Raw genomic sequence first — 16,496 nt, forward strand, 5'->3', positions numbered from 1 at the left:
AAGGGGACCCACATGCCGATTCGTCGTACCAGCCTGGCCGCGGCCGTTGCTGTTGCCACCCTCAGTCTGTTCGCCACCGCGCCGGCCTTTGCCGACTACGCCAAGCCGCCGGAGCACCTGCTCAAGGTACTCAAGGCCCCGCCGCCGCCGGCGCCCAGTCTGGACCCGAGCGGGCAGCGCCTGCTGCTGACCACCGCGCAGACCTATCCCTCGATCGAGCGCGTGGCCCAGCCGTACCTCAAGCTGGCCGGCGTGCGCCTGGAGCCGAAGAACCGCAGCCGCCATGACACCCAGGGCGGCTATGGCATCCCGGCCTGCGTGGCCGATTTCACCCTGGTCGACGTGGGGACCGCCAAGCACACCAAGGTGGCCTTGCCGCAGGGCTGCGCGGGTGCGGCGCAGTGGTCTGCCGACGGCCAGCGGTTTGCGTTCCAGAACGCCGTGGATACCTCGGTGCAGCTGTGGGTGGGCGATGCGGTGACCGGCCAGGTGAAGCAGGTGCCGGACGTGCAGCTCAATCCGATCTTCGGCTACACCCTGCAGTGGCTGGGCGGCGGGCAGCAGCTGCTGGTCAAGCGGGTGCCGGCCAACCAGGGCCCGGCACCGACCAGCGGCAACGGTCCCGGTGGCCCGGACGTACAGGAATCGCTCGGCAGCAGCGGCGAAAGCAGCACCTATGAAGCGCGCGATACGCTGACCAGCGCGCACGATGAAAAGCTGTTTGCCTACTACGGTGCGTCGCAGCTGGCGGTGGTCGATGTTGCCGCCGGCCAGGTGCGCAATGTCGGCACGCCGGCGCTGTACAACGAGGTCAACGCGGCACCGGACGGCGTGCACGTGCTGACCGGGACCTTGATGGCGCCGTTCTCCCACGCCGTGACCTACCAGCGATTCGCCAACGACGTGGCCGTGCTCGACCTGGCCACGGGCCGCGCTGCCCCGATCGCCAGCCTGCCGCTGGCCGACCGCGTGCCGGTGCACGGCGTGCCTGAAGGTCCGCGTGATTTTGATTGGCGCGCTACCGACCCGGCCACGCTGGTCTATGCCGAGGCATTGGACAAGGGCGACTGGAAGGTGACGGTGCCACACCGCGACCGGGTGCTTGCGCTGAAGGCACCGTTCAACGGCAAACCGCAGGAAATCGCCCGCACCGCGCAGCGCTTCGAAGGCATCGCATGGAGCGCCGATCCGGCGGTGTCGTTCCTGTTCGAGAACGACGAGAACCGCCACTGGCGCCAGACCCGCATCGTCGATGTGGACCAGCCGACGAAGGAAGGCCGCCTGCTGTGGGATCTGTCCAGCGACGAGCAGTACGCCGACCCGGGCAACCTGGTGTTCACGCGTCTGCCCAACGGCGCATCGGTGGTGCGCCAGGACGGTGCATTCGTGTTCCTGCGCGGGCAGGGCGCTTCGCCGCAGGGCGACCGCCCGTTCCTGGATCGCCTGGACCTGGGCTCGCTCAAGACGGAGCGCCTGTTCCGCAGCGACGCCGATGCGTATGAGCAGATCCTCGGCCTGACCGCCACGCCCGGCCGCTACCTCACCTGGCACCAGTCGGTGATGGACCCGCCGAACGCGTTCGTGCGCCAGCAGGGCGAGCGCAACGCCGCGGCGAAGGAAGGGGAAGCGCAGTACGCCTCCACCGCCACCGCGCTGACCCGACTCACCGACCCGACCCCGGAAGTGCGCCAGATCCAAAAGCGGCTGGTGACCTACAAGCGCGCCGATGGCGTGGACCTGTCGTTCACCCTGTACACGCCGCCCGGCTACAAGGAAGGCCAGCGCGTGCCGGCCATCCTGTATGCCTACCCGGCCGACTTCGCCAGCGCCGCGCAGGCCGGGCAGGTGTCCGGTTCGCAGCAGACCTTCACCCGGCTGGCGCCGTACCGGCTGATGCTGCTGGCCGGCTACGCGATCATCGACAACGCGTCTTTCCCGATCGTGGGCGACCCGAAGAACGCCTACGACACCTACCTGGAGCAGCTCGAAGCCGATGCCAAGGCCGCGGTGGACAAGGCCGTGGACCTGGGCGTGGTCGACCGTAACCGGATCGGCGTGACCGGGCACAGCCACGGTGGCCTGATGACCGCCAACCTGATCGCGCACACCACCCTGTTCAAGGCCGGCGTGGCCACCAGTGGGTCGTACAACAAGACCTTTACCCCGTTCGGCTTCCAGAACGAGCGGCGCTCGGTGTGGCAGGCACAGGACGTGTACCTGAAGGCCTCGCCGTTCTTCTATGCCGACAAGATCAAGCTGCCGTTGCTGCTGGTGCACGGTGAGGACGATGCCAACCCGGGCACCGAACCGTTCCAGTCGCGCAAGCTCTACCAGGCCATCCGCGGCAACGGCGGCACCACGCGTCTGGTGATGCTGCCCAACGAGCCGCACTGGTACACCGCGTTGGAGTCCAACGAGCAGCTGGTGTACGAAATGCTCACTTGGTTCGACACCTACGTGAAGAACGCGCGGTAACGTCGACCATTGCTCGACAGCGCGTGATGCCCCATCTGATCGGCCGCCCTGCAACGGGCGGCCGATCTTCGTTATCCTGCGCCGCAATGAACACATTGCTGATTTCCCTGCTGCTGGCCGTCGCGCCAGCGACCGACGCCGCCACCGAATCCACCACCACATTGGAGCAGCTCGGCCTCCACCGCGGCATGGACTACGTGCCGGTACGCAGCGCGCTGCTGCGCGATGGCTGGACCGTTGAACCACACGACTACGAAGGGGCGCCGCCGTTCGCCGCGTTCCCCGAGGTCGACTGCGGCCAGGGCTGGCAGGCGGTGTGCTCGGCGGGCTTCCGCCGGGGCGACAAGGTTGTCTACCTGGCCATGGATCCCACGGACGACGGTCACTTGCTGCTGCTGGGGAGTGAGTGAAGGGCCGCCACGGGCCCGCGTTGTAGGTGCGGTACGTCTGGACGCGACCGTCACCGGCAGGCAGAGTGCGCGGGTGAAGCGGTGCATGGCCGCACCCGGGGAGAAGCCTGATGCAGATCGGACGCGCAGCACGGCGCGGTGAACGCGTGCGCGGGGTGCTGGCGGTGTGCATGCTGGCGATCCTGCCTGCCCTGGCGGGCGCGCAGGCGCCTGCGACTGCGGACGCCACTCTTCTAGACGCCGCTGAGCGCCCCCGCACCTGCCTGGTCCTCGGCGGCGGCGGCGCGCGCGGTGCAGCCCACATCGGCGTGCTCAAGGTGCTGGAACGCGAGCGTGTGCCGATCGACTGCATCGTCGGCACCTCGATGGGCGCGGTGGTCGGTGGCCTGTATGCCTCCGGCTACACCGCCGACGAGATCGAGGCGGTGCTGGATCGCATCGACTGGGCCGAGGTGCTGCACGACAAGCCGCCGCGCAACGAGCGCAGCATGCGCCGCAAGGAGGACGACCTGCGCCTGCTGGGCGGCGTGGAGGTCGGCCTGAGCAACGGCAAGATTGCCTTTCCGCAGGGGCTGATCCAGGGGCAGAAGCTGGAAATGCTGCTGCGTCGCCTGTTGCTGCCCACCTGGCAGGTGCGCGATTTCGATCAGCTGCCAATTCCCTTCCGAGCCATCGCCACCGATATCGTGAGTGGCGAGAAAGTGGTGTTCGCCCAGGGCGACCTGGCCCTGGCGATTCGCGCCAGCATGTCGGTGCCCGGCGTGTTTGCGCCGGTTCGCTACGAGGACCGGCTGCTGGTCGATGGTGGCGTGGTGGACAACCTGCCCATCGATGAAGCGCGGCGGCTGGGTGCGCAGCGGCTGATCGTGTCGCGGGTGGGCACGCCGTTGATGACCGAAGCACAGCTGGACTCGCCCCTGGCGATCAGCCACCAGATGGCCAGCGTGCTCATGCAGCGCGAGATCCAGGCGCAGCTGGCCACGCTGGGCGCGCAGGACCTGTTGGTGACCCCGGCGCTGGGTGACATGGGTAGCCAGGATTTCAACCGCTCACCGCAGGCCGTGGGCGTGGGCGAGCAGGCCGCGCAGGCCGAGGTCGACGCGATCCGCCGCTACCAGGTGGACCCGGCACGCTACGCCGCGTTCGAGCGCCAGCATCGACCGCCCGCCTATGCGGCGCCGATCGTCGCCTTCGTCGATGTGCTGCGCGACGGCACCCGCACCGGGCGCTACATCGAACAACGCCTGCAATCGCAGGTGGGCAGTCCGTTGGCGCCGGACGAGGTGGAGCAGCAGGTGGCCACCGCCTACGGCGAAGGGCGCTACCAGCAGGTGCAATGGCGGCTGGAAGACCGTGATGGCCGCCAGGGACTGGTGCTGGCGCCGCAGGACAAGCGCTGGGGGCCGGATTTCCTGCACTTCGCGCTGCGCCTGTCCGATGATTTCGATGGCAGCAGCAACTACCAGCTGATCAGCGAGCTGACCCGTACCGGGTTGAGCGATCAGGGCGCCGAGCTGAAACTGCGCGTGGGCCTTGGCGAGGTGGAGGAGGCGTTTGCCGAGTACTACCGCCCGTTTGGCCGCAGCGGACGGCATGCGCTATCGACCTACGCGAAGTACCGCGCGACCGACCTGGACCTGGCCCTGATGCGCGGCGGCGCGCTGGCGGAGTTCCGTTACAGCCAATGGCTGGGCGGTGTGCGCTGGGCGTATTCGCCGCATCCGGATTGGGAGCTGGCCGGCTTCCTGGAGCGTGGCCGCGAGCGGCTGCGACTGGACGTGGGCAACCCGAGCGAACTGGGCAACTACCGCGCCGACATGGGCAGCGTGGGCTGGCAGCTGCGCCACGATTCAATCGACAGCTCGGCCTTCCCCAGCCGCGGCCAGCGCCTGTCGCTGACCCGCCAGCACTACCTCGACACGCTCGGCACCGCCGATTCGGCCGCGGTCACGCGCCTGCAGTGGGATGGTGCGTGGTCGCACGGCCGCAACCGCTGGCTGGGTGGCGTGCGGGCGTCGTCGGCGCATGGTGGCGATGACGTCCTGGCGACCTATGGCTTCCTGGGCGGGCTGGGCAACCTGTCCGGGTATCCGGAAGAGGCGATCTTCGCGCCACAGACCGCGTTGGCGCGGGTGATGTACTACCGCCGCGTCGCGCACGCCGATTCGCTGCTGACCATTCCGCTGTATGTCGGCGGCAGCGTGGAATGGGGCGGTTTCTGGCAGACCCGGGACGCGGTGAACATCGACGGCATGCAGACCGCCGGCAGCCTCTTCATCGGCGCGGACACTTTCCTTGGCCCGGTGTTCCTGGGCTATGGACGCGCCGAGGGCGGCCACGATTCGTTCTACCTCACCTTCGGCTCGTTGCTGCGCACGCTGGACGGATTCTGAGGATCCTTGGCGATTCAGAGGGATCAGGACAATCCCTATGCCGCGCACATGTGGCTACGCTCCTTTGATAGGATTTACCACTGTGTCTGCTAACGGCTACTCTCGGATTTATTGAGTAAGTTCTCGCAGACGTAAAAAATAGGGGGCGGTGATGAAGGCGGCATGGCTGCAAGACTTCTTCTCTGATCTGAGGGCGCTGAAAAGCGGTCAGATCAGTTCTATTTACTTGCATTCGAAGCAAGGTGATTCATGGTTAATTGATGGTGGCTCGGCGGCAACTGCCACGGAGTTGGAGGAAGTTACGGATTCGTCAGCGTGTGCGAGAAATGGGAAGCGGTGCTTGTTCCCACTTTGTGATATTCGCGTGGTGGTAGAGGCTAATTTTATCAAGGCGCCTCAAAAGTCAACGAGAGAACAGTTCTCGACCATAATTTCGGAGCGGCGCGAGTATTCTCAGCACAGATTTGATGCCCTGCATGACTCCCTGACGGGGTGTAAAAATAGAAAATCCTTCGAAATCGATATGGCGGCAGTTCTATTGAGAGTTGCTGCACCAGAAAAATCGAACCTTGGCTCTCTGGGTGAGGCTGGAGGAAATGCTATCGCGTTGGCTGCGATGGATATCGATCATTTTAAGAGAATTAATGATGGTCGCGGGCATGACTACGGTGATCTTGTGCTCAAGTCCTTCGCCTGGCTATTGGAGGATGAATGCAAGCAGGCCCGTGTTAGATACCCCGGCTCAGAATTTTCCGTCTACAGACTGGGTGGTGAAGAGTTTAGTGTTCTTGTCGTAGGAAAGCTTGATGAGGTCGAGGTTCTGTTGTGGCTTGAAAGTGTGCGGCAGAAAATTGAAATGGCCGTTATCCCTTCAGTTGCGCATCTTGAGGTCTTTAAGAGAGACGGCGCTGTTGTCATGAGTATCCCCCCAGAGGGCGAGAGGAGGTTGACATCTTCAATTGGCGTCGCGCGATTCTCCGGGCTTTCATCAGAGGATTCATCGATTATTGCGGGCGATTTGAAGGTCAAGTCGGACAAGGCCCTTTACGCTGCAAAGAATGCTGGCAGGAATAGGGCGATATATTTTCCTGACATTCTAAAGAGGTTTGGACGGGTTATTGAGAATGACTCATCTGCAGCGGTTGTAATCATTGACATTGGTTCGGATGTGGGTGTTGAGCTTGGTCGGGAATTTTTCGTAATTCCCAAGAGATACTCTGGAGATGTTGAATTTGTGGTGGATGACGGTCGCTCTCGGAAAGTTCTTGGTAAGATTCCGAGATTGAAGGTTGCCAAGCTTGTGGCATTCGACGTGCAAGCTGAAATTTCGTTTTGCTCGATCACAGAAGTTCGCGACGGAATAGAGGTTGCAGCTGGTAGTTTGATCGAGTCCATTCCGTTGGGTATATTTGGTGGTCTGCTTGCACCTCACAAGGGTTTGGCAGGAGGGGGCGATAACGACGAGAGAGCCACTGTCACGTCTGCTTTCTTGGCCAACCCGTTGCAGCATTCGGCTGTTGTCAGTCTCAAGCTTGAGGGAATCAGGAAGGTTGAGCAGGACTATGGTCAGCTTCAGGCCAACGAAATTCTGGCGTCTGTCAGTGCAGTTATGGCGTCAACGTTCCAGTCATCAAGTCACGTCGCACACGCCGAACTAGGCTGCTTTTCTTTAGCCGTTTCTTTCGAAGGCTCAGATCTAGACGACTCCGTCGCTGAGTTGGTTGCGGCGGTTAGAAAATCTGTCGGCCACCTCGTGAAGTTTAGGGTTGGCGTTTTTGAAGGTGAGGTGATCGAATCCGGTGTGGTGCCAGGTTTGAATTCTACTTATGCACTGGACTATTCACTGATCGCCGCTGCGGCTGCGCAGATAAATGAAGTTGGAAAGTTCAATATCCACTCTGCGTTCGATGTATTGAATAGGGGTAACGAAGAGGGATTGGCTGATGAGGTTATCGCTGACTATCATCGATTCCGAAAGATAGGGATCAATGGAGATGGTGTTCAAAACTGTTTGGGGATTGCGCTTTTCAAGAAGCAATCTTTCGTGGAGGCGGCATCCGCTTTTAAGGCATCCATGGATCTTTCGGATAACGTCGTTGTCAGGAGTAACTGTGCGATCGCGCAGTACTATGCGGGTAGGTTTGTTCAGGCGTATCAGAATTTCTCGGTAGCTTATGCCGGAATTGGGGGCGCTATGTTGAATGATAATCTTCTTGGAATTTACGCTGCGTCCGCTGCGGGCGCCTTCAAGGCAGAGCGTCAGATTAGCGCTGACGAGGTGGACCATCTGTTTGATATCGCCTTTGATCAAGCGCAGCTAAGGTTTGTTGGCGGAATTGATTTGACATTCGAGCACAGTGAGTGGGAGCGATATAAACTGGGCCTGGAGTTGGATGAGGAGGCCGGGGTGGGGGATGAAGGGCTGAATCATCTCTAGAAGTTGCAATGGCAAGTCCCGGCCTAGCCCTGTTTGACGCTTCGAGATTCAACGGCGATGTTGTAAATTCCTCGATTGACTAAGAAAGTCATGAGGGCGGGTCGTGATTGCTGCCGACATCAACTCTACGGCAGTGGCTCGTATGCTTTGGCGATGCGGTCGTACAGCGCGCGCACGGCATCGGCTTTGGCAGTCACGCTTTCTTGGTCGCCAAATGTCCGCAGGAACCGGCACGCCGCACGGCCCTGAGCCTTGCGCTCGTAGTCTGCAATCCATTGCCGGCGACCGGGAAGGAACGCCTGATCGGCCGACCACGCCGCCACCGGTGGCCGGATGCGCCGACGCATGTCGACCCGCCATGGCTTGGGCGAGAGCTGGGTGCGGAAGCGGTTCTGGACCCGGCTTTCGCACGTACAGCGTGTTGTTCTGCAGCGCCTGGAACAGGGCGTGCACCTCGGGCTCATGCGCCGGGAAGGTCCATCGCCAGCAGTCGCATGCCGGGCGGGGTGCGGTAGGCCCGCAGGTGCCAGCCCGGTTGCTGGCGTGTGAACTGCTCGACCGCGGTCAGCGCCCCGGTTTCCAGCTACTCGTCGCGGTGGCGTGCGCATTTGACCATCAGGATCACCGCGTTCACGGTGACCAGAACGACATTGGCGAGCGCCACGCGGGCCATCCAGTTGCACTGGTTGCCCGCGGCAATGGCCGCGAGTGCCCGCATTGCTGCGGCCAATAGCTAGAGATGACGTAGCTGGACGTCAGGGGACGGTGATCGATATCGGCGGTCAGCACGTCAGGGACATGCAGGCACAGCGTGCCGCAACTGTTGCGGATCAGCACGATATCGCCGTGGCGCTCGACGATCTGCTCCCGGATTGGAGCGCAACCCACGCCTTAGTTGGTGCGAAGTTCGCTGCGCGGCAGTGATTGGCCGGCGGCGATGGCGTGCAGTGCTTCCTGTGCACGCGCGTCGGCATGCGCCTGCGCGGCCGCCACGCTGTCATCGGACCAGCCGAATCGGAGCACGATCAGCTGCTTGCGGTTGTGTCGGACTTCGCGTCGGGCTTCTGCCCAGTACGCGGGACCGATCATGGACATCCTTGTGCGATGAATCGGGGGCGCAGGGGGGGCTGCCATGTTGCGCACCTGCACGGCAGCACCCGGGACGCGCAGGGCATGAAGTGCCGTTATGATCGCCCTTTCACCGCATAAGGGATTGCGCGGATGCCCGACGTACATCACGCCAACGTGGTTGTGTTCGATTTCGACCTGACCTTGACCCGCTGGGAAACCGCGGGTCGCTTCTTCAAGGGCCTGTTCCGCCGCCAGCCGTGGCGCCTGGCCGTGCTGATCGTGGCGCTGCCGCTGCTGGCGCCGTTGCTGCTGCTCCCCCGCACGCGCCGCCTGCTCATGCGGTGTGCGGTATGGCTGGCCACCTTCGGGCGCAGCCGTGAGGCAATGCAGGCGCTGGCACAGGCGCATGCCGATGCCGTGTTCGCGGGGGACGAAGCGCTGTTCATCGCACCGGCCGTTGCACGCCTGCGCGAGCACCTGGCGAAGGGGGACCGGGTGGTCATTGCTACCGGCTGCTGGGAACCACTGGCACGCGCGCTGCTGGTCCATGGCGGGCTGGGCGAGGTACCGCTGGTGGCCTCCACGCTGCGCCCGCTATGGGGCGGCTGGGTCAGCGAACAGCACTGCCTGGGTGAGAACAAGATTCCGATGCTGGCCGCGCGTGGCTTCGCACCGCCGTGGGCGATGGCCTATACCGACCATCATGCCGACCTGCCGCTGCTGCGCCAGAGCGCGCAGTGGTACCTGGTCAGCCCCACGCCCGATTGCCTGCAGCGCATTGAAACCGCGCTGGCAACGCGGGCCCAGGTACTGGCGTGGCGGGGCTGATGCAGCGCGTACGCACGCTGGCACCGATGCGGGCAGCCACGTAGTCTGAGGCCCGCGTGGCGTTCAACCTGCACCCAAGGAGTGCCTGATATGCGACCGTTCCTGGCCCTGATGTTACTGGCGGTGTGTTCCGTACCCGCCGCACATGCCGCTACCGATACGCCCGCGGTCAATCCGCTGCTGCTGCAGCCCGCCGGCACGCTTCAGGAGCGCCAGGTCGCCGAGTTGCAGCAGCGCCTGCGCGACTGGCCCCAATTGCAGCGTTACCGGGATGAGAACGCCGCGTTGGCGGCCCCGGCTCCCGGCACGGCGCGCGTGGTGTTGTTCGGCGATTCCATTACTGAAGGCTGGGGTCGCACCGGCAGCGACACCTTCTTCCCCGGCAAGGGCTACCTCAACCGCGGCATCAGCGGGCAGACCACCGCGCAGATGCTGGTGCGCTTCCGCCAGGATGTGATCGCGTTGCAGCCGGCGGTGGTGGTGATCCTGGCCGGCACCAACGACATTGCCGGCAATACCGGGGCGGCCACCCAGGCGATGATCGAAGACAACCTGCAGTCGATGGTGGAACTGGCGCAGGCACACGGCATCGCGGTGGTGCTCAGTTCGGTGCTGCCGGTCAGCGACTACCCGTGGCAGCGCGGCGTGCAGCCGGCGCCGAAGGTGCGCGCGTTGAATGCAGCGTTGAAGCGGTACGCCAGCACGCACAACGTGGTGTATCTGGATTACCACACGCCCTTGGCCAACCGCGACGGTGGCTTGGACAAGGCGCTGGCTGCCGACGGCGTGCACCCCACGCCAGCCGGCTATGCGCGGATGGCGCCGCTGGCCGAGGCGGCGATCACCCAGGCGCTGGCGCGACCGCGCTGAACGACGCGGTCAGGCGTCGTCCTGCTTGAGCGCCGCGTCTGCCGCCAACAGCGCGTCGGCGGCCTTGCTCAGGGGCGGGGAGGGCACGTCGTCGGCGCCGATGGACTGCATCATCCGGGGCATGTCCACGAACCGGCGCTGGCGGCGGTCGTAGATGCCAGTGACCAGCAGGGCACGGGTAGCGATCTTCTCCTCGCCCAGCAGCACACGCTGCTCCATGATCACCCGCGTGCCGACCCAGCCCACCAGCCGCGTTTCCAGCGTGAAGCACTGGAAAGGTTTCAGTTCGCGACGGAACTGAATGGTGCCGGCGCCAACGATCGGCGCCCATTTCTCGCGCAGTGCCACCCGGCCCAGGCCCATCCGCAGGATCAGGTCCAGGCGGCCCAGATCGAAGATGTTCCAGTAGCGCCCGTTGGTCATGTGCAGGTTGCTGTCCAGGTCATTGGGCAGCACCCGGAACGGCAGCCGTGACACCCCGAACGGGGCGGCCAGCCGTGGCCGGAAGAAACTGCACAGCAGCAGGTACAGCAGGCGGAACCAGAGATTCATGCGGAATATGACGACTGTTATAGTCCCGATACGCTAATGTATGACGACCGTCTTAGCAAGGAATCGCGCCATGTCGCCTCGCCCTACCGATGCACCCCAGCGCGTGATCGCGGCGGCGGCAGACATGTTGGCGCGGGTGGGCCTCAATGCCACCAGCATCCGCGAGGTGACCAAGGCCGCCGATGCGCCATTGGGCTCCACGTATCACCATTTCCCGGGCGGCAAGCAGGAGTTGTTGGCGCGCGCCACCACCCAGGCCGGCGACAAGGTGGATGCTCTGCTCGCCGAACTTTTGCAGGACGGCGCGGAGCCGGGCCTGCAGCAGTTTCTGCAGATGTGGCGCGCACGCCTGCTGCGCACGCAGTTTGCTGCCGGCTGCCCGGTGCTGGCGGCTGCTGTGGAAGAACCGGTGGATGCGGTGGCCAGCCAGGCACGCGGTGCCGCGGCGGCAGTGTTCGCGCAGTGGGAACAGCGCTTGGGCGCTGCGCTGCTGGCGGCCGGCCATGCGCCGGCACAAGCCGCCGCGCAGGCCACGTTGATCATCGCCAGCGTGGAAGGTGCTGTGGCGATGTGCCGGGCGATGCAGGACATCGCACCGTTCGACCGGGTGGCGGCGCAGCTGCAGACGCTGGTGGCGTTGCCGGCGCGCGGATGAGCACCCGCAAGCGCCGTTGAGCGCGACGCGCCTTTACACTGTCGCCGTGCATTCCGCATTCCACGGCAAGGACGTCCGCATGCTGCATCACTTGTCCCTTGGGGTCCGCGACCTGGCCGTGGCCGGCGCGTTCTACGACGCTGCGCTGGGCGCGCTGGGGTACCGCCGCGTCTTCGACGATGACACCGCGATCGGCTACGGACTGGTCGATGACGAAGACATGCTGTGCCTGAAACTGCGCGACGATGCCGCCGCGCCCGGGCCCGGCTTCCACCTGGCCTTCAGCGCCCCCACGCGCACCGCGGTGCAGGACTTCCATCGCGCCGCGCTGCAGGCCGGCGGGCATGACAATGGCCCCGCCGGACTGCGACCGGATTACGGTGACCGCTACTACGCGGCGTTCGTGATCGACCCCGATGGCCATCGCATCGAGGCGGTCACCAAGCAGGTGCAGCCATGAACCGGCGGGTGGTGCGACCGCCCAGGCCGCTGCTGCTGCCGCTCACCCGCGGCAGCGAAATCGCCCGTGCCCGCCAGCAGCTGCAGCGTGGCGGCTGGCCCCGGCTGCAGATGGCGGTGATCGTGATGGTCACTGCCGTGGCGGGCCTGCTGGCTGCACACCTGCTGCGTCTGGGTGGCCTGGATACGATGCTGCTGCGGTATCCGCTGGCCGTGCTGATGGCCTACCTCACGTTCCTGCTGTTGATGTGGCTATGGCTGCACCTGCGCCGGAATGACGTTGCAGAGGCGGTGATCAACACCGGCGGTGGTGGCGGCTCGTCGTCGCCCAACACGGGGCCGCAGTGGGGCGGGCAGGGTGGGCAGTCCGGTGGCGGTGGCGCATCGGCGTCCTGGGCGCCGTCGACCCGCACCAGCGCGGACACCCCCAGCAGCGACGGGTCACTGCTGGATCTCGCCGACGGCGATGCGGGCGTGCCGGTCATGGCCCTCATCGCGGTACTGGCGATCGCTGCCGGAACGCTGGTGGCCGCCAGCTGGGTGATCTGGTCCGCGCCGGTGCTGATGGCCGAGCTGCTGGTCGACACCGCCATTGCCGGGGGCCTGTACCGGCGCATGCAGGGCATGCGCGCGCAGGGCTGGTGGCGGCTGTGCCTGGCCCATACCTTCTGGCCGCTGATCGGCGTGCTGGTGTTTTCCGCCGGGCTGGGCTGGGTGGCGCAGGAAATCGCGCCCCACGCAGACACCCTGGCCGATGTACTGCAGACGGTGCGCGGCAAATGAGCCTGCTGCAACGCGCATTGGCCGGTGCCACCGGCGGCATCGCCGGGGTGGGCGCACTGGTGATCGGGCTGGCCTGCAGCGGCATCACCGCGGTGCTGGTCACGGCGATGGGCGCTGCACTGCTGCCGCGCCTGTTGGCGCCGTTGCTCGAGGCGGGCATGGCACCGTCGGCACTTTCCGCTGCCTTCGTCAGCACCTACCCGTGGGTCTGGACAGGCCCGGTGCTGGTGGTGCTGGTGGCGGTGTTCGGTGGCGGGCTGCGCTACTGGTTGGCCGGCGTGGTGGGGATGGTCAGCATGCTGCTGTGGGGCAGCTTTGCGGTGCTGGCCATGTATTTGTCGCTGTTCTCGCAGGCCGCTGCGATCTGAACCACCGCTCGCCAAGGGCCAGCAACGCTGCCGTTGCTGGCCGGCCCGATCAGTCGAAGCGCCAGCGCAGGCCGGCGTACACCCCGCGGCCTTCGCCCGGGGTGGAGCGGGCCACGTCCTTGCCGGCATCGTTGTAGCCCGGCGTCACCGTCGCCGCGTAGTGGCGGTCGCCGATGTTGCGCATCTCCGCCCACGCCTGCCAGCGCCCGCTGGGTGCATCAAACCCGACCCGGCTGCCGACGATGGCGTGGCTGTCGGCGCGGACGCTGTTGGCGTAGTCCACGAACATCGCCGAGGCGTACTCGGTGTTGAGCGCGGCGTAGAAACCGGTGGGGTGGTCGTAGCGCAGCTCGGCCTGGTAGTAGTGGCGGGGCAGGCCGGGCAGGCGGTTGCTGCCGAACAGCGCGTCATCGCGGTAGCGGAAGTCGCTGAAGGTGTAGGCCTGGCGCAACGACAGGCGGCCATCGCGCCCTTGCCACAGCGTGCTGTCCAGCCCGGCTTCCAGACCACGGTGCACGGTGGGGCTGGCGTTGTTCTCGGCCACGAACAGGTTCGGTACCGGCACCACTTCCACGGTGAGCAGTTCATGCAGCACGCGGGCGTAGTAGCCGGTGAGCTCCCACCGGCCGAGCACGCTGTCGCCGCGCGCACCCAGTTCCAGCGTGGTGGCGGTCTGGTTGTCCAGCTGCACCGGCGCGCGCTGGCGACCGGTGGATGCACCGTTGCCTGCCGCGAAATACTGGTTCGAGCCCCAGATCATCGACCACGGGTGCGCCGGCTCCACCGACCGGCTCAGGTTGCCGAACCACTGTGTCTGCGGGGTCTGCTGCCAGGTGAAGCCCAGCCGCGGCGCATAGTCCCACTGGTGCTCGCGCAGGCGTTCGGGCGTGGCCGGCCAGGTCACCTGCACATCGCGGCGGGTGTTGATCAGCGCCAGCCCGGTCTGCAGGTGCAGCGCGTCGGTGAGGGCCAGGTCGTTGCCGATGTGCAGCGTGCTGTCGGTGCCGTGGTGCGAGAAATCGCGCGTATGCGTGCCGGCGGCATAGCCGTTGCTGGCAAAGCGCAGCGTCTCGCGCACGTCCGCGTCCAGATCGTGGGTGACGCGCAGGCCCAGCGTGGTCACGCTGGTGCGGCCCAACAGCAGGTGGCGGTGGCGGTAGTCCACGGTGGCGTTGAGGTTGCTGTAGTCCAGCTGCTGCCGGTACAGGCTTTCGTTCAAGTCCATCGGGTACTTGTGATACACCAGCCCGGCCTGCAGCGAGGACGCTTCGTCGATCTGCCAGGTGGTCATGTTGCCGATCCAGGTGCTGCCCGGCTGCGGACGGCGTGCGTCGATGGCCAGGTTGGCCGGATTGGCTGCACGCGGATCGTTGCGGATCTGGTCGCGGGTCAGGCGCCCGGGCGTTTCGTGATTGGTCTCGCGGTAACGCACGAAGAAGCGCGTTTCCAGGGTCGGGGTGATCTGCCAGCCCAGGTTGGCCATCGCGCCCTTGCCGTCACTGGCGGCGTGGCGCTGGTAGCCGTCCGATTCGGTATCGGTGTAGGCCAGGTAGTAGTCGACATCGCCGCTCACCCCGCCATAGCCGACGCTGCGCTTCTGGTACCCGCGGCTGCCTGCTTCGTACTGCAGCTCCAGCCCGGCCGAATCGCGTCCGCTGCGGCTCACGTAGTTGATCGCACCGCCCAGCGCCAACGCACCGCGCTCGAACCCGTTGGCACCGCGCAGCACCTCGGCCCGGCTCAACCACAGCGGTTCAAGCAGCTCATACGGCGTGCCACCGGGGCCGCTCAACGGCAGCCCATCCAGCGACACCGCAACGCCCGACGCATGCGCGCCCGGGCCCCGGTTGATGCCCGAGCCACGGATGGACACCTTGGCGCCTTCGTTGCCCGGCGACTGCGCACTGATACCGGGCTGGTAGGCCAGCACATCGGCACTGGTGGACAGCCGGCCGTCGGCCTTGGTCAGGTCCACCACATTGCTGGCGCCGGGAACGCGCTTGAGCGTGGCACGGGCATGCTCGGCCTCGCTGGCGGCGGTGACATTGACCGCGTCCAGGGTGGTGGCCTGGGGGGCGGCGTGGGCGGCATCGGAAAGGCCGAGGGCGACGGCCAGGAACAGCAGGGTCGGGCAGGGGCGGTACGGCGAAAGCGACATGCGTAAGGGCTGTAAACCAAAAAGATGGCGCGCAAGTTAACAGGTATGGCGCAGCGCGTCACCCGTCCGTGCCGTACGGCCGCAAGAGGCGCCTGCTCCGACACCGGTAGAGCCGACCGTTGGTCGGCTGCTCTTCGTTCCGAAGCCCGTGAACCCGCATGCGATCGACTAGAGGTTGCCGCTTTCAGCCGCGACAAGCGGGAAAGCGACTGCAGCCCATGAATACGTCACCGGTTCTGCGATTACGACGTTCCACCATCGGGGCGCTGCAGCGTTTGCAGGTCAACACCTCCGAGGCAGGTGCCGAGTCTGTCAGCACCGGCTCGATCCTTGCGGCAGGCATCGCCGTCCCACGTGCCTGCACCTTCTGAATCATTCCCAAGAGGTCCTCACCCGCAACCAGCGTGATGGGCTTTCCGACAATGAAGGTCTGCGCGTCGCGGGTGAAGCCCCCGCTGCTGACAATCAGCACGGCGTCTGCGCGGTGGTGCGCCAGCAGGCCATACATTTCGCGCACCACCGACACGCCCACCTGCTGGCGCCGCCATTGTTTGCATTGCACCAGCGTGCGTTTGCCATCGCGGCGCAGGACCAGGTCAATGCCGCCGTCGGCACCGCCCAAGCCGGTTTCCTCGACGGTATAGCCCTGTCGCCGGTAGGCTTCGCCGACCAGCCGTTCGAAGTCACGCCATCCGTTGCTGGAAAGACTCTCCAGCCCGGTGCGCGTGTCCAGCAACCGGCGCCGTCGACGCGCGCCAGCCCATGACACCACCGCCGCCACCAGGCAGAGCCCCAGCCACAGCCATGCAACCGCCGCTTGTGCTGCTATGCCGGCAATCAACGCGGTCGGGGTGCCAGTGGTGCGCTCGTGCCACTGCGGGGCGAGCATGCGCAATGCGGCGAAGCCGAGCGCGCCTGCGCCAACATTGACGTACCACGGCCATGTGGCCATGACGTCGCTAAGATGCGTGCGCCTGCGTCCCATGCGTCCCTCCTCCTGTGTGCATGGACATTGTAGGCCGGGCCGGCACGAGCTT

16 protein-coding genes are annotated in these 16,496 nt (G+C 65.4%); 10 read left to right on the forward strand and 6 right to left on the reverse strand.

The features are described from left to right. Positions 1–12: 12 nt before the first annotated feature. The 4 genes from DX03_RS07655 to DX03_RS20655 all read left to right on the forward strand — a co-directional run bounded on the left by DX03_RS07655 (position 13) and on the right by DX03_RS20655 (position 7,715). Positions 13–2,475, forward strand: a complete 2,463-nt coding sequence (locus DX03_RS07655; RefSeq protein WP_038687690.1) for a S9 family peptidase — start codon at positions 13–15, stop codon at positions 2,473–2,475. An 86-nt stretch (positions 2,476–2,561) separates the two neighbouring features. Continuing rightward, positions 2,562–2,885 (forward strand): hypothetical protein, encoded by a 324-nt coding sequence (locus DX03_RS07660; protein WP_038687692.1) that lies wholly within the window; start codon positions 2,562–2,564, stop codon positions 2,883–2,885. Positions 2,886–2,995: 110 nt separating this feature from the next. Then, entirely contained in the window at positions 2,996–5,278 is a 2,283-nt protein-coding gene (locus DX03_RS07665; protein WP_038687693.1) for a patatin-like phospholipase family protein, read from the forward strand. 151 nt (positions 5,279–5,429) lie between these two features. Beyond that, positions 5,430–7,715, forward strand: a complete 2,286-nt coding sequence (locus DX03_RS20655; RefSeq protein ID WP_185753482.1) for a GGDEF domain-containing protein — start codon at positions 5,430–5,432, stop codon at positions 7,713–7,715. A gap of 125 nt (positions 7,716–7,840) precedes the next feature. On the opposite strand, the gene DX03_RS21405 is transcribed toward DX03_RS20655, so the two are convergent. From DX03_RS21405 to DX03_RS21410, 3 genes are all read right to left on the reverse strand, one after another. Further along, positions 7,841–8,062, reverse strand: coding sequence for a hypothetical protein (locus DX03_RS21405; protein WP_244880193.1), 222 nt, complete (start codon positions 8,060–8,062; stop codon positions 7,841–7,843). 236 nt (positions 8,063–8,298) lie between these two features. Further along, on the reverse strand, positions 8,299–8,433 hold the full coding sequence (locus DX03_RS21480; protein WP_280512939.1) for a hypothetical protein: 135 nt from the start codon (positions 8,431–8,433) through the stop codon (positions 8,299–8,301). A 173-nt stretch (positions 8,434–8,606) separates the two neighbouring features. Further along, the gene (locus DX03_RS21410; RefSeq protein ID WP_244880194.1) at positions 8,607–8,804 is read right to left on the reverse strand and encodes a hypothetical protein; all 198 of its coding nucleotides are present in this window, start codon (positions 8,802–8,804) and stop codon (positions 8,607–8,609) included. A gap of 132 nt (positions 8,805–8,936) precedes the next feature. Between DX03_RS21410 and DX03_RS07680 the strand changes: the two genes are divergently transcribed. Next, positions 8,937–9,614, forward strand: a complete 678-nt coding sequence (locus DX03_RS07680; RefSeq protein ID WP_038687696.1) for an HAD family hydrolase — start codon at positions 8,937–8,939, stop codon at positions 9,612–9,614. Positions 9,615–9,704: 90 nt separating this feature from the next. Further along, a complete protein-coding gene (locus DX03_RS07685) occupies positions 9,705–10,484 on the forward strand; it encodes an SGNH/GDSL hydrolase family protein (protein ID WP_038687698.1) in 780 nt (259 codons plus the stop codon). Positions 10,485–10,493: 9 nt separating this feature from the next. Here the strand turns inward: DX03_RS07685 and DX03_RS07690 are convergent, their stop codons facing one another. Next, positions 10,494–11,036 (reverse strand): thioesterase family protein, encoded by a 543-nt coding sequence (locus DX03_RS07690; RefSeq protein WP_038687699.1) that lies wholly within the window; start codon positions 11,034–11,036, stop codon positions 10,494–10,496. 70 nt (positions 11,037–11,106) lie between these two features. Here DX03_RS07690 and DX03_RS07695 point away from each other — a divergent pair, with 70 nt between their 5' ends. From DX03_RS07695 to DX03_RS07710, 4 genes are all read left to right on the forward strand, one after another. After that, a complete protein-coding gene (locus DX03_RS07695) occupies positions 11,107–11,691 on the forward strand; it encodes a TetR/AcrR family transcriptional regulator (protein WP_038687701.1) in 585 nt (194 codons plus the stop codon). 79 nt (positions 11,692–11,770) lie between these two features. Continuing rightward, a complete protein-coding gene (locus tag DX03_RS07700) occupies positions 11,771–12,151 on the forward strand; it encodes a VOC family protein (RefSeq protein WP_038687703.1) in 381 nt (126 codons plus the stop codon). After that, the gene (locus DX03_RS07705) at positions 12,148–12,933 is read left to right on the forward strand and encodes a hypothetical protein (protein ID WP_038687705.1); all 786 of its coding nucleotides are present in this window, start codon (positions 12,148–12,150) and stop codon (positions 12,931–12,933) included. Before DX03_RS07700 ends, DX03_RS07705 begins: the two co-directional genes overlap by 4 nt. Continuing rightward, positions 12,930–13,301 carry a hypothetical protein gene (locus DX03_RS07710; RefSeq protein ID WP_038687707.1) on the forward strand — a complete coding sequence of 124 codons (372 nt, stop codon included), beginning with the start codon at positions 12,930–12,932 and terminating at the stop codon, positions 13,299–13,301. Before DX03_RS07705 ends, DX03_RS07710 begins: the two co-directional genes overlap by 4 nt. A 49-nt stretch (positions 13,302–13,350) precedes the next feature. On the opposite strand, the gene DX03_RS07715 is transcribed toward DX03_RS07710, so the two are convergent. Both DX03_RS07715 and DX03_RS07720 read right to left on the reverse strand, forming a co-directional pair. Beyond that, positions 13,351–15,459 carry a TonB-dependent receptor family protein gene (locus DX03_RS07715; protein WP_038687709.1) on the reverse strand — a complete coding sequence of 703 codons (2,109 nt, stop codon included), beginning with the start codon at positions 15,457–15,459 and terminating at the stop codon, positions 13,351–13,353. A gap of 184 nt (positions 15,460–15,643) precedes the next feature. Further along, entirely contained in the window at positions 15,644–16,444 is an 801-nt protein-coding gene (locus DX03_RS07720; protein ID WP_038687711.1) for a restriction endonuclease, read from the reverse strand. Positions 16,445–16,496: the final 52 nt, after the last annotated feature.

This window comes from Stenotrophomonas rhizophila, from assembly GCF_000661955.1.
In the GTDB taxonomy this organism is placed as follows: domain Bacteria; phylum Pseudomonadota; class Gammaproteobacteria; order Xanthomonadales; family Xanthomonadaceae; genus Stenotrophomonas; species Stenotrophomonas rhizophila.

Excerpts from the sequence above, each read along its gene's own strand:
- DX03_RS07655 (WP_038687690.1), top strand. The coding sequence starts at position 13 with ATGCCGATTCGTCGTACCAGCCTGGCCGCGGCCGTTGCTGTTGCCACC.
- DX03_RS07660 (WP_038687692.1), top strand. The coding sequence starts at position 2,562 with ATGAACACATTGCTGATTTCCCTGCTGCTGGCCGTCGCGCCAGCGACC.
- DX03_RS07665 (WP_038687693.1), top strand. The coding sequence starts at position 2,996 with ATGCAGATCGGACGCGCAGCACGGCGCGGTGAACGCGTGCGCGGGGTG.
- DX03_RS20655 (WP_185753482.1), top strand. The coding sequence starts at position 5,430 with ATGAAGGCGGCATGGCTGCAAGACTTCTTCTCTGATCTGAGGGCGCTG.
- DX03_RS21405 (WP_244880193.1), bottom strand. The coding sequence starts at position 8,062 with ATGCGTCGGCGCATCCGGCCACCGGTGGCGGCGTGGTCGGCCGATCAG.
- DX03_RS21480 (WP_280512939.1), bottom strand. The coding sequence starts at position 8,433 with ATGCGGGCACTCGCGGCCATTGCCGCGGGCAACCAGTGCAACTGGATG.
- DX03_RS21410 (WP_244880194.1), bottom strand. The coding sequence starts at position 8,804 with ATGATCGGTCCCGCGTACTGGGCAGAAGCCCGACGCGAAGTCCGACAC.
- DX03_RS07680 (WP_038687696.1), top strand. The coding sequence starts at position 8,937 with ATGCCCGACGTACATCACGCCAACGTGGTTGTGTTCGATTTCGACCTG.
- DX03_RS07685 (WP_038687698.1), top strand. The coding sequence starts at position 9,705 with ATGCGACCGTTCCTGGCCCTGATGTTACTGGCGGTGTGTTCCGTACCC.
- DX03_RS07690 (WP_038687699.1), bottom strand. The coding sequence starts at position 11,036 with ATGAATCTCTGGTTCCGCCTGCTGTACCTGCTGCTGTGCAGTTTCTTC.
- DX03_RS07695 (WP_038687701.1), top strand. The coding sequence starts at position 11,107 with ATGTCGCCTCGCCCTACCGATGCACCCCAGCGCGTGATCGCGGCGGCG.
- DX03_RS07700 (WP_038687703.1), top strand. The coding sequence starts at position 11,771 with ATGCTGCATCACTTGTCCCTTGGGGTCCGCGACCTGGCCGTGGCCGGC.
- DX03_RS07705 (WP_038687705.1), top strand. The coding sequence starts at position 12,148 with ATGAACCGGCGGGTGGTGCGACCGCCCAGGCCGCTGCTGCTGCCGCTC.
- DX03_RS07710 (WP_038687707.1), top strand. The coding sequence starts at position 12,930 with ATGAGCCTGCTGCAACGCGCATTGGCCGGTGCCACCGGCGGCATCGCC.
- DX03_RS07715 (WP_038687709.1), bottom strand. The coding sequence starts at position 15,459 with ATGTCGCTTTCGCCGTACCGCCCCTGCCCGACCCTGCTGTTCCTGGCC.
- DX03_RS07720 (WP_038687711.1), bottom strand. The coding sequence starts at position 16,444 with ATGGGACGCAGGCGCACGCATCTTAGCGACGTCATGGCCACATGGCCG.